Origin of the sequence: Bernardetia sp. ABR2-2B (assembly GCF_037126435.1) — a bacterium.
In the GTDB taxonomy this organism is placed as follows: Bacteria; Bacteroidota; Bacteroidia; order Cytophagales; family Bernardetiaceae; genus Bernardetia.
The window spans coordinates 2,212,228-2,225,103 of the sequence record NZ_CP147020.1 but is presented as its reverse complement, the minus strand read 5'-3'; the positions used below and the strand labels follow the sequence as shown (position 1 = coordinate 2,225,103).

Annotated in this window: 10 protein-coding genes; all 10 read left to right on the top strand. The window is 30.1% G+C overall.

Annotated elements, in window-relative coordinates:
- Window positions 1-53: 53 nt before the first annotated feature.
- Window positions 54-692, top strand: a complete 639-nt coding sequence (gene rsmG, locus WAF17_RS09295) for a 16S rRNA (guanine(527)-N(7))-methyltransferase RsmG (protein WP_338769169.1) — start codon at window positions 54-56, stop codon at window positions 690-692.
- 9 nt (window positions 693-701) lie between these two features.
- A complete protein-coding gene (locus WAF17_RS09290) occupies window positions 702-1,484 on the top strand; it encodes an RNA methyltransferase (protein ID WP_338769166.1) in 783 nt (260 codons plus the stop codon).
- Between the two features lie 32 nt (window positions 1,485-1,516).
- Window positions 1,517-2,566, top strand: a complete 1,050-nt coding sequence (locus WAF17_RS09285; RefSeq protein WP_338769164.1) for an NAD(P)H-quinone oxidoreductase — start codon at window positions 1,517-1,519, stop codon at window positions 2,564-2,566.
- A 271-nt stretch (window positions 2,567-2,837) separates the two neighbouring features.
- Window positions 2,838-4,730, top strand: a complete 1,893-nt coding sequence (locus tag WAF17_RS09280; protein ID WP_338769162.1) for a 7TM diverse intracellular signaling domain-containing protein — start codon at window positions 2,838-2,840, stop codon at window positions 4,728-4,730.
- Between the two features lie 371 nt (window positions 4,731-5,101).
- Window positions 5,102-5,719: a GNAT family protein gene (locus tag WAF17_RS09275; protein WP_338769160.1), complete on the top strand. Its 618-nt coding sequence runs from the start codon at window positions 5,102-5,104 to the stop codon at window positions 5,717-5,719.
- Window positions 5,720-6,507: 788 nt separating this feature from the next.
- Window positions 6,508-8,373, top strand: a complete 1,866-nt coding sequence (locus tag WAF17_RS09270) for a 7TM diverse intracellular signaling domain-containing protein (RefSeq protein ID WP_338769158.1) — start codon at window positions 6,508-6,510, stop codon at window positions 8,371-8,373.
- Between the two features lie 346 nt (window positions 8,374-8,719).
- The gene (locus WAF17_RS09265) at window positions 8,720-9,331 is read left to right on the top strand and encodes a GNAT family protein (protein WP_338769156.1); all 612 of its coding nucleotides are present in this window, start codon (window positions 8,720-8,722) and stop codon (window positions 9,329-9,331) included.
- 1,185 nt (window positions 9,332-10,516) lie between these two features.
- Window positions 10,517-11,251, top strand: coding sequence for a hypothetical protein (locus WAF17_RS09260; RefSeq protein WP_338769153.1), 735 nt, complete (start codon window positions 10,517-10,519; stop codon window positions 11,249-11,251).
- 126 nt (window positions 11,252-11,377) lie between these two features.
- Window positions 11,378-12,229 carry an energy transducer TonB gene (locus tag WAF17_RS09255; RefSeq protein WP_338769151.1) on the top strand — a complete coding sequence of 284 codons (852 nt, stop codon included), beginning with the start codon at window positions 11,378-11,380 and terminating at the stop codon, window positions 12,227-12,229.
- 38 nt (window positions 12,230-12,267) lie between these two features.
- Entirely contained in the window at window positions 12,268-12,768 is a 501-nt protein-coding gene (locus tag WAF17_RS09250; RefSeq protein ID WP_338769148.1) for an energy transducer TonB, read from the top strand.
- Window positions 12,769-12,876 lie beyond the last annotated feature (108 nt).

Here is a 12,876-nt window from a genome sequence, read left to right as displayed (position 1 = left end):
GTTGACGGTTAAACAAATGACATCAATCACTTCAAAAAATCAATCTTATCTCAATGGAAATCATTACCCGTTATTTTCCCAATCTTACAGAAAAACAACTTGAGCAGTATGCAGCCTTACAAAATTTGTATGCTGAATGGAACGAAAAAATAAATGTTATTTCAAGAAAAGATGTAGAAAACCTCTATGAAAGACACGTTTTGCATTCGATGAGTATCGGAAAAATTGTTGAATTTGACCCAAATGATAATGTTATTGACATTGGAACAGGTGGAGGTTTTCCCGGTATTCCGTTGGCTATTCTTTTTCCAGAAACACAATTTCATTTGATGGATTCTATCGGAAAAAAAATTAGAGTAGTAACAGAAGTGGCGAAAGAAATTGGGTTAGATAATGTAGTGGCAGAACAAATGAGAGTAGAGAAAGCGAAGAAAAATAATTATGACTTTGCTGTTACTCGTGCCGTTGCCCAAACTTCAAAACTCTATCATTGGATAAAACCTGCACTACGAAAAAATAAACCTTCATTAGTAGAAAAAGATGAGTTCAAACACGGAATCTTAGCTCTAAAAGGAGGAGATTTGAAGGAAGAATTAGCTGATTTTAAGCACTTTTTTAGATTATATAATTTGAGTGATATGTTTGAAGAAGAGTTTTTTGAGACTAAGAAAATTCTTTATGTACAGATTTAAGAAAAAATTATGACAAACGCACAAAGAAAATTTCTACGTTCATTTCAACAGAAAAAAGTACGAAAACAAGAAAATTGCTTTTTGATAGAAGGTGCAAAAATAACTACCGAGACACTTAAAGCAACAAATTCAGATTACAAAATAAAACAACTTTTTATTACACAAGAGTTTTTAGATAGTTTAAAAAAACAAAATGTTCTGAATGATAAAGTAAGTGGTTCAGATACTGATTTTGAAATTATTTTATCTACTCCAAGACAACTTTCAGAAGCAGGTTCTTTAAAGTCTAATAATGCTGCGATTGCTGTGGTAGAAATTCCTTTTTTAACAGTTCCCAAAAAACTAGAAAGTCTAGCTTTACTTTTAGAAAATATCAATGACCCCGGTAATTTGGGTACAATTATCCGAATTGCAGATTGGTATGGAATAGCAGATATTTTTTGCTCTGAACAAACAGTTGATTTATACAACTCAAAAACGCTTTCTTCTACTATGGGTTCTTTTCTGCGTGTACGTGTGCATTACGGAAATGAATTTGACTTTTTGAAACTAGCAGAAGGAAATACTTTTGGTGCTTTTTTAGATGGAAAAAACGTACATCAAACCAAATTTCCACAAAAAGGGATTTTAGTTATTGGAAGCGAATCTCACGGAATATCAGAAAAACTAGGAAAAGAAATTTTGAATAAAGTTACAATTCCTAGTTTTGCGCCAAAGAATAAAGAAAATGCAGAATCTTTAAATGCTGCCGTTGCTACGGCTATTATTTGTGATAATTGGCGAAGAAATTAAAAAAGAAATCTTGCAACCAAACTAAAAAAACTATGAAAGCTGTTTTACATAATTCTGAAAACCCAAATGAACCTTTAAAAATAGAAGAAACAGAAAACCCAAAGCCAAAAGAAAATGAAGTTTTGGTAAAAGTAAAAGCAACAGCGTTGAATAGAGCCGATCTCTTACAACGAGCAGGAAAATATCCACCACCAAAAGGAGCATCAAAAATTTTAGGTTTAGAAATAGCAGGAGAAGTAGTAGAAATTGGAGAAAAAGTAACCAATCATAAAGTTGGTGATGAAGTTTTTGGACTTATTGGAGGAGGAGGATATGCCCAGTTTGCTATCATTGATGCCCAGATGGCAATCTCAAAACCAAAACACTTTTCTTTTGAAGAAGCTGCTGCAATTCCAGAAGTATTTTTGACAGCTTTTCAGACTATTTTTTGGACGTTATTAGGAAATGAAAATACAGGAACTAGGAATGAGGAATTAGGAGTTGGGAATGAAAATGAAAATGTAGGAAATCAAAAGTCAATTTTGATTCATGCAGGTGCTAGTGGTGTTGGTTCGGCAGCCATTCAGATTTGTAAAATTTTGGGAATGAAAGTTTTTGTTACAGCTTCAAAATCCAAACATGAGTTCTGTCAAAATCTAGGTGCTGATATAATCATTGATTATAAAAATGAAGATTTTGCAAAAGTAATTTCAGAAAAAACTGATGATAAGGGAGTAAACTATATCATCGACTTTATAGGTAAAGATTATTGGAAACAAAATATTGATTGTATTGCTGTTGATGGGCAACTAGCAGTTTTGGCAGCAATGAGTGGCGCAAAATTAGAAAATGCAAACCTTTCAAAAATCTTGATAAAAAGAATTCAGATTACAGGTTCGACGCTGCGTTCTCGTTCTTTGGAGTACCAAAGAGAGCTTACAAGACAGTTTTCAGAATTTGCTTTGCCATTATTTCAAAACAAAACATTAAAACCTATCATTGATTCTATTTTTGATTGGTCGTTAGCAGAATACGCACATAAACACATGGAGGACAATCAGAATAAAGGAAAAATTATTTTATCTGTATCTCAAGACTCTTAATCTATTATCAAAGTTACTTTTAAACAATAAACATTATCACAGTTATTTTGTATGTCAGTCTTCTAAACTGACTAAGACAAATAAAGGCTGTTTTTTGTGTTCAGACAGGGTGTCTGAATTCCCCCTAACAAACCGTAATAGCCTTTATTTTACAATTTAGAAATATCTTTTATGAACAAGTAGTAAAATATTCTTATTTTCATTAGTTTAGTAAAATATTTTTCTTTGCTCATAAAGGCTTTTTATTTCTTTAGCATAAAAATTATAGGTTATGAAACTAAACTACGTTCTGACTTTGTTATTTGTGCTAAACATATCACTTTTGTTTGCTCAAAATCCTCTTCTTTTGAAAAATAAAGACTTTGAAAGAACACAAAACTTTGAGATTCTGCCTGATAAGAATTATACGTTTGAACAAATTCTGACAGACACTTCTTTGGTATTTATCAAAAATCCTGAAGAAGTAGATTTTCAAAAGACAAAAGAAAGCGACTATTATTGGGTTCGTTGTAGTATAAAAAATAACTCTCCATATTCTAAGCAAATGTACTTGAGTGTATTTCCTACTATTGAAAATACTTTATATACTTTTGATTTTGAAAATAATACTTGGACACAAACTACTACTGGACTAAAAGTAGCAGATTATCAAAGACAACCTAATGTATTTCCCTGTCTATTTCGTGCCAATAGTATAACTACTTTTTTTACAAAGGTAAATGTAGAATATTTATCAAAACAACCTTATCCTGTTCCTATAACTCTTTCTTTAGAAAAAAAACACGTTTTTACTGAAAAAGAACAGTTTATGCTTATTTTATGGATTTCTACTTGTTCTGTTTTGGTATTCTTCTTTTTATATAACACCTATCTTTTTTTTATTTTTAAAGACCGAGTATATTTATACTATTTGATTATACTTATAGGTAGTTTGATATACATAACAAGTGTCCGTAATCATACTAATATTTTTCTTCCTATCAAGTGGTTGAGTATAGAAGTAATGTCAAATGGCTCATTTTTTTTCTTTGATAGTAATGCTGTTGTGATACGAATTGGTCTCATTTTAATATTGATGGGGATTACAAAATTTACTTGTTTGTATTTAAAACTTGCTACTTACCTGCCTCTTTGGAATAAAATATTGACTTATTTATTGTGGATATGTGTCTGCTATTCTTTCCTACTTATAGGTCTGATATTAGGTGCTAATTATTACAATATCTATTTATTGTTTTTAGAGAATTTGCTTATTGGTATTGTTATCCTATCTATTCTTTGTGTAGGCATACTCTCAGCAATAAAAGGTTATAAACCAGCCAAATACTTTTTGATAGCTAACGCATTTCCTTTACTAATTACAGTAGCGTTAGTTATTTATTTTTTCTTGTACGAAATTGTCAATGGAATAGGTGTGAAAGTTTATCTTATACCAAGTCTTGCTCCTAATATTGCCATTCTTTCTCAAACTTTAGCCTTTGCTGTGGCTTTAGTAGCTCGTGTCAATCTTATAAAAGACCAACTCAAAGAAAAACAACTAGAATCACAAAAACTAGAAGCCGAAAATGAAGAAATATTAGCTCGTAATAAATATATAGAATTAGAAAACGAATATATTATGACTGATATGATAACAGCAGTAAACAACAAAGCCGAGTTAGAAGAAAAAATGAAAGTCGAAATAAATCAGAAAGAAGAGTTAGAAAAGAGAATAGAACAAGAAGCAAAACAAAAAGCCGATTTACAAGCAAAACTAGAAGCCAATCAAAGAGAACTTACAGCCAACTCACTTTATCTCTATCAAAAAAATGAAATGCTAACAAATCTGCAAAAGCAAATCGGAAATTTATCCTATAAAGACACCACCACTCAAAACAGAGAAGGAATCAGAGAAATAAAATCAACTATCAAAAATGACCTTCGATTAGAGAGTGATTGGGATAATTTTAAAGTTCATTTTGAAGAAGTACATCCTAATTTTTTTAAGGAATTGAATGAAAAATATCCGACACTTACTAAATATGAGATTCGTCTTTCTGCCTATTATCATCTCAATATGACAGCTAAAGAAATAGCAACTCTACTCAATATCAATCCTTCAAGTGTGCATAAATCTAGGTCTAGATTAAATAAAAAAATGGAAGCAATAGATAAGGAAAATTAATCCGTCAAATTCTTTTTTACACTCAAAATTAAAGGCAATACTATAATGAAAGTTATGGTATTGCTTTTTTTGATGTCTAATAAAAAAACAAGAGTTCGAAATTTAGTTGTCTGTTCTTATATAAATTTTTCAAAAATAATGTTATTTTTATATAAAAAATAAATTTAATTATATTTTTAAACCAAAAAGACACTTTTTTTCGTGCTGTCCATATGCTGTCCAGTCCTTTTTTTAGCTTTTTTTGTGTTCATCTCGTTACTTGTATCAAAGGAATCAGCGAAAGCAACAGCAAAAAAAATAGTTGCTTCTACTTAGCTTCTTCTAAAGTTAGTAAAGCATTTTAATACAAATAATTAATTCTCAAGTTCAATATGATACACCAAATCAACCAAAAAGTATTTGAAAAATTTATGGTTCTTGAAACACCAAACCTAATACTTAGAGAACTTAAATTATCAGATAAAGAAAGAGTCTTAGAGCTTCATTCTAGTAAAGCTGTAAATAGATTTATTTATCGTCAAAATGTAAACTCTCTTGAAGATGCTAGTAGATATATTGAAATGCTCCAAAATTTTTACAAAAAAAAATGGGCAATTCCTTGGGCAGCAACAAAAAAAGGAACTGATGAATTAGTGGGGATATGTAGTTTTAATCCTATTGATATAAAAAATCATAGAGCTGAAATAGATGGCGAACTTCTACCTGAACTTTGGCGAACAAGACTAGGTGTTGAAGGCTTTTTGGCACTACTTCGCTTTGGTTTTGAGACAATGAAGTTACACTCTGTAAGTGCAAAAGTATATCCTGAAAATAAATCTACAGTCAGTCTGTTAGAAAAATTTGGTTTTCAGAGAGAAGGACATTTTAAAGATAGAATGTTTATTAATGGTCAATATAGAGATATGTATATATATTCTTTAATAAAGGGAAATCAAACGATTGATAAGCTAATAGAAAAATATTTGACTGTATATGAAGAGGTCAGTTAATTTTAATAAGGGAATTTCTTACTAGCCCTCAACTGTGAAAAATAAGTAAGCAAGGTTTATCATACCAATCATTATGATTATCAAAATATACAAACCTATGAGACTTCCAAGTGGTGGAGCAGATGGTACAGGTATTATTAATATTGAAGATATATTAATGCCTCAATTAGAAAACCGTCCTAGCTAGTTTGAGCTTAGTTAGCAAAATTAGAAAAATCAAAAAGGAATTTCTTACTACCCCTCAACTATGAAAAAGTGTAAGTACGGTAAATCATACCAATCATTATGATTATCAAAATATAAAAACCTATGAAACTTCCAAGTGGTGGAGCAGATGGTACAGGTATTATTAATATTGAAGATATATTAATGCCTCAATTAGAAAACCGTCCTAGCTAGTTTGAGCTTAGTTAGCAAAACTAGAACAATAATAAGGGAATTTCTTACTAGCCCTCAACTATGAAAAAGTGTAAGTACGGTAAATCATACCAATCATTATGATTATCAAAATATACAAACCTATGAGACTTCCAAGTGGTGAAGCAGATGATACAGGTGTTATTAATATTGAAGATATATTAATGCCTCAATTAGAAAACCGTCCTAGCTAAACTTTTAGTTACGACAGGAGAGCCACACAATGATTACTCATTTTGTGGCTTTTTTTTGATTAAAAAAATAGAAGTAACCAAGAGAGTAGCAAAACATTCTTATTTTCATTAGTTTAGTAGAATATTTTTCTTTATTCATAAAGGCTTTTTATTTCTCTAGCATAAAAATCATAGGCTATGAAACTTAATTATTTTTTGAGCTTATTATTTGTATTGAAAGCATCATTTTTATTTGCTCAAAATACGTATGTACTAGAAGATAAACCAGTACAAAAAATAGAGGATTTTGAGATTTTGATGGATAAGAATTATACTTTTGAACAAATCTTGAATGATTCTACACTTGAGTTTCAAGAAAACCCTAAATCTTATAAATTTGAAACTGAAGAATACTGTTGGTTTAGATTTTCTATACAAAACAACTCAGCTTATGGCAAAGAATACTATTTTAGCTTAACACCAAAAATAAATAATCTTCTATATTATTATGATTTTGATGATGAAAAATGGAAAACTACTCAAGCAGGGCTTGCCATAACTGATTTTAAACGAATAGAAGGAATTTTTTCTGTTTATCTACACCCTAATAAAATAAATACGTTTTATGTCAAATCAAAGGTAAACGAACTTAACGAGCAAGAGTATCCAATCTACTTGTCTATTTATATATATGCAAAAGAAGCCTATGAAAATAAGGAACAGTTTATAGTAGTTTCTTGGTTGGTAGTTACTATTGCTATGTTACTTTTCTTTATTTATAATTTATATATTTATTTTGTTTTTAGAGATAATACTTATTTGTATTATCTAATAATTTTACTAGGAGCTATTTTATATATTTCAGCATTTTCTGATGTATTCAATTTTGTACTTCCTTTTAATTTTTATAACATAGGAATAAATTCAAATGGAGTGCTGTATGCTTATACGACTAGAGATATTCTAAATTTTGGTTTTATTTGGATGATTTTATTTGGTTATATACAATTCACTCGTAGTTATTTACAACTAGATATTTATTTTCCATATTGGGACACTATACTCAAATATCTTACTTACTTCTTATCTTTATTTAGCTTATTTGCTATAATTATAGCTTCTTTCAAATCATTGAATATATACTATTCATTAGCTTTAATTTCTAATCTATTTTTCAGCATAATAATTTTGATGATTTTTAGTGTTGGTATAATGTCCTATAAAAATGGCTACAAACCAGCTCGTTATTTCTTGATTGCCAATACACTACCTTTATTGGGTATAATGTCTATTGCACTTTATTTACTCGTATACAAATCAAGCTCCTCATCTATACAATTATTACCACACCTTACACTTCTCTCGCAAACGCTCTCTTTTGCTATTGCTTTGGTAGCTCGTATAAACCTTCTAAAAGACGAACTAAAAGAAAAACAACTTCAAGCAGAAATATTGGAAAAAGAAAATGGAGAAATACTGGCTCGTAATAGATATATAGAATTAGAAAACGAACATATCATTGCTGATATGGCAACGGCAGTAAATAAAGAAATAGATTTACAGAACAAAATAAAATCAGAAGCCAGTCAAAAAACAGAGTTAGAGCAAAAAATAGAAGAAGAAGCAAAACAGAAAGCCGATTTACAAGCCAAACTAGAAGCCAATCAAAGAGAACTAACAGCCAACTCGCTTTATCTCTATCAAAAAAATGAAATGCTGACGAATCTCCAAAAGCAAATACGAGGTTTGTCTTATAAAAACTCTAGTACACAAAATAAAGATGGAATAAAAGAAATAAAATCAGTCATCAATAATGATATTCAATTAGATAGCGACTGGAATAATTTCAAAATTCATTTTGAAGAAGTACATCCTAACTTTTTTAAAGAACTAAACGAGAAATATCCAACACTTACCAAAAATGAAATTCGTTTGTCTGCCTATTATCATCTCAATATGTCTGTCAAAGAAATAGCTACCTTACTAAATATAAACCCTAGAAGTGTACACAAAGCCAAGTCAAGATTGAATAAAAAAATAGAGGCAATAGATAAGGAAAATTAGTCAGTCAAACTCTTTTTTACTCAAAATCTAAAGCAATTCGGTAGCTAAAACTACAGAATTGCTTTTTTTATATTTTATGAAATAAAACTCTTTTTTTCGCTAGGTTTTCGAGAACGCCCTCCTTGAATCTTTTATTTTTCATAAAAAATAGTCTTTTTATTATATTTTTAGCGAAAAAAATGCTACTCTTTCATTCTGTCCACACTTTGTCCACACCATTTTTTAGCTTTTTTCTTGTGAAATACCGTTAATTGTATCAACGAAAGCAACCAAAATAGTTCGTTCTTTACTTTAAGTTTCGTAACGAGAAAGTAATCAACAACAAGAATTAAACTATCAAGCCAAAATGATAAACCATAAAGTATTTGAAAAAGTCATTCCTCTTGAAACACGAAATATGATTCTTAGAGAAATAAGATTAGAAGACCAAGACAAAGTTTTTGAGCTTCAATCTTCTGAGAAAGTAAAAAGATTTCTTGGATACAAGAAGGAAAATACGTTGGAAAATGCCGTTAAATATATCGATAAGTTGCATCATTTCTATAAGAAAAAATGGGCAATGCCTTGGGTTGCCACTCTAAAAGGAAGTGATGAGCTAATTGGAATATGTACTTTCAATGCAGTAGATGTTACGAACCATAGAGCTGAAATAGACGGAGTACTCTTTGAGAGATATTGGCGTACAGGATTAGCAATTGAGGGTTTTTTGGCTCTTCTCAAGTTTGGCTTCGAAACAATGAATTTGCACACTATAAGTGCCAAGACAATGCCTGAAAATAAATCTACAATAAGTCTTTTAGAAAAATTTGGTTTCGAAAGAGAAGGGCATATAAGAGATAGAGTTTTCATCAATGGAGAATACAAAGATTTGTATTTGTATTCTATATTAGAAGGAAATCAAACGCTTGATAAATTATTAGAAAAACATCTAACTGAATACAAAGAAATTAGCAAATAGCATATAAAGAAATAAGGGAATCTCCTACCCACCCTTCACATCGAAAAACACGTAGGCAAGGTTTATCATACCAAAAACTATGATTAATTAAATTATAATGACTATGAAAAATAGAATGCAACCTCCTAGTGATATTGAGACTATAAATATAGAAGATATTTTATTCCCTCAACTAGAGAATCGTCCCAGCTAAACTTTAATAGCTTCGATAAAAAATATAAACGAAAGGGAATCTCCTACCCACCCTTCACATCGAAAAACACGTAGGCAAGGTCTACTATACCAAGTATTATAGTTAATTAAATTTTAGATTATTATGAAATCAGTTCGGTATGTTGATGATGGTCAACAAAATATTGTGGATATTTTATTCCCTCAACTAGAGAATCGTCCCAGCTAAACTTTAATAGCTTCGATAGAAAAACATAAACAAAAGGGAATCTCCTACCCACCCTTCACATCGAAAAACACGTAGGCAAGGTTTATCATACCAAAAACTATGATTAATTAAATTATAATGACTATGAAAAATAGAATGGCAGGCGCAGAAACTGATATTATTAATATAGAAGATATATTATTCCCTCAATTAGAAAACCGTCCTAGCTAAACTTTAGTAGCTTCGGTAAAAAATATAAACGAAAGGGAATCTCCTACCCACCCTTCACATCGGAAAACACGTAGGCAAGGTTTACTATACCAAGTATTATAGTTAATCAAATTCTATCTTATTATGAGAGGAGGAGGTCAAATTTGCGATGACACGATTAATATTGAGGATATATTATTCCCTCAATTAGAGAATCGTCCTAGCTAAACTTTAATAGCTTCGGTAGAAGAGCCACACAATGAGTAATCGTTTTGTGGCTTTTTTTTGATTAAAAAAATAGAAGTAACCGAGAGAGTAGCAAAACATTCTTATTTTCATTAGTTTAGTAGAATGTTTTTCTTTATTCATAAAGGCTTTTTACTCCTTTGATTAGCATTCTTGATATAGAAAAAACGGTAAAAAAAAGGTAGTGTAGTAAAATTGTATTTGTATTAAAAGACACTTTTTACTAAACCATTTGTTTTGACCTTGGCAATGATTGAAATAAAGAAACTCAATTTTAGCTACACAGATAAAAAAAAGGAAAAGATAATTCATAACTATTTCATTCATTTTACAATTTAGAAATCTCTTTTATGAACAAAGTATTTTTTTATAGTTTCATTACTTCTGTGATTTTCTTTTTCTCTTTGGCTAATGATAGCTATTCACAAGATGAAACAGAAACTGTCAATACAAATCAGATTTATTCTGATTTTAACCTTTCGCTAGGAGTTTATCAAGATGGCTTTTCATCTGCTTTTGCGTATTCTCGTCTGCATCCAGTAGCTTTCAAAAAACGATTTTTTATTGGTTATGGAGCGCATCTTACTTCCTATTTTGGTAAAAAAGTGGATTATGTAACTGCTCCTGCTGATGTTTCGGAAGGTAATTTTCTTACTCCTCAAAATGAAGAAAAGCTAGATACTTTATTTTTACCTAATGCACAAACTAATTCTTTGAACGCTTCTATCTTTTTGATGTATCAATTTTCTAAAAAATTTAGTGTAGGTTTTAATATTGATGCGATTGGTTTTAGTTTTGGCAAAGACCAAGAAAGTGTTTTCTATTCGTACAGTGAAAATATTCCACCTACTACTTCAAATGCTTCGGTTACTAATTTCAATTTACTCTTGACAGGAGATTATGATATTGGAAGTCTGAACTCTGAAATTTATGCTCATTATGATATAAGCGATAAAATTGCTCTTTGTGCAGGAGCTAGTTTTCTGTTTTCAGAATATACAACTGATGACAAGTTTGCTTTTGATAATGATAGATTCAGAAAGAAAAGCTTGGGTTTGATGTTGGCTCTCGCTTATAAATTATAAAAATGTAGCATATTCTTTAGAAGGTGAACTGAAATTAAAGAAGGTCAGAAGATTCAAATTTGAATTTTCTGACTTTTTTATTTTATGCTTATCTTTGTCAGATATAACATTTTAAAGTAAAAATATATGAAATCTAATTTTATTTGTGCTTCTGTTTTGTTCCTTGCTTTTTTTATAAGCACAGGATTTGTTTTTTCTACTTCTTCAAGTATTGATTTTGAGAAAAATAATGAATCTCAAACTAATTTTATTTTACAAGATACTTCTAAAGAAGAAGAGATAGAACGAGTTTTTACTATTGTCGAAGAGTCTCCAACCTACGAGGGAGGAATGAATGAGTTTTATAAATATATTTCTGAAAACCTTACCTATCCACCAAATGCAAAAGAAAAAAATATTACAGGAAAAGTATTTATACAGTTTGTAGTTGATAAAGATGGAAGTATTGTTGATGCCAAAGTAGTGAAGTCTGTTGATAAAGAACTTGATGCAGAAGCATTACGAGTAATCCAAAATTCTCCAAAATGGATTGCAGGAAAGCAAAGAGGAAAAAATGTAAAAGTAAGAATGAATATTCCTATTGTTTTTACTTTAGACAAGGCTTCAGAACAAGAATCCATTTTTACAATAGTAGAAAAACCTGCTCATTATAAAGGAGGAATGGATGCTTTTTATAAATATGTAAGAAAGAACTTGAAATATCCTGAATCTGCTCTTGAAAGCGAACTTGAGGGACGAGTATTTGTTGTTTTTGTAGTGGATAAAGAGGGAAACATTACTGAAACAAGTATTGGAAAATCACTTTCTCCAGACTGTGATGCCGAAGCTATCCGTCTTTTAGAAGAATCTAATCAGTGGACTCCTGCCGAACAAAGAGGGAGAAAAGTGAAAGTAAGAATGAATATTCCAATTGTTTTTAAATTAGACCCAAAAGAAGTCAAGAAATATAAAAAGGCTCAAAAGAAGAAAAAAGGATAACTAATTTTATCATTCGTGAAAATTAAACTAAAAAAAAAATGAAATTAATATATAGCAGTTTTGTCTTGGTAATACTTTTTATAAGTACAGGATTTGTTTTTTCTACTCCTAGAATCGGTAATTATAATGAGAGTTTTCAAATAGAAAATAATCTTATTTTACAAGATACTTCTAAAAAGAGACACGAAGTAACACTTTTGGATGTTCCACCTGAATTTAAGGGAGGAATGAGTAAATTTTATGAATATGTTTCTGATAGTCTGGTTTACCCAGAATCGGCTCGTAAAAAAGGAATAGAAGGAAGTGTTTCTCTAGAATTTATTGTAGATAAAAAAGGGAATATAACCAATGTGGAAGTTGTGAAATCTTTAAACAAAGAATGTGATGAAGAAGCTGTAAGAGTACTACAACAATCTCCACAGTGGAAAGCAGGTTACCACAATGGAAGAATAGTAAAAGTAAGAATGACTCTACCCATTATTTTCAAACTAAATCCTGAAGAAGAATCTGGAGAAGAAATAATAGATATAGATTATTAAATGTTATCACGGTTGTTTTTTTTATATTCATACGGGATGTCTGAATTACCTGTAACAAACCGTGATAGCCTTATATTAATTAAATTGCAATTCTCAAAAAAACGTCGT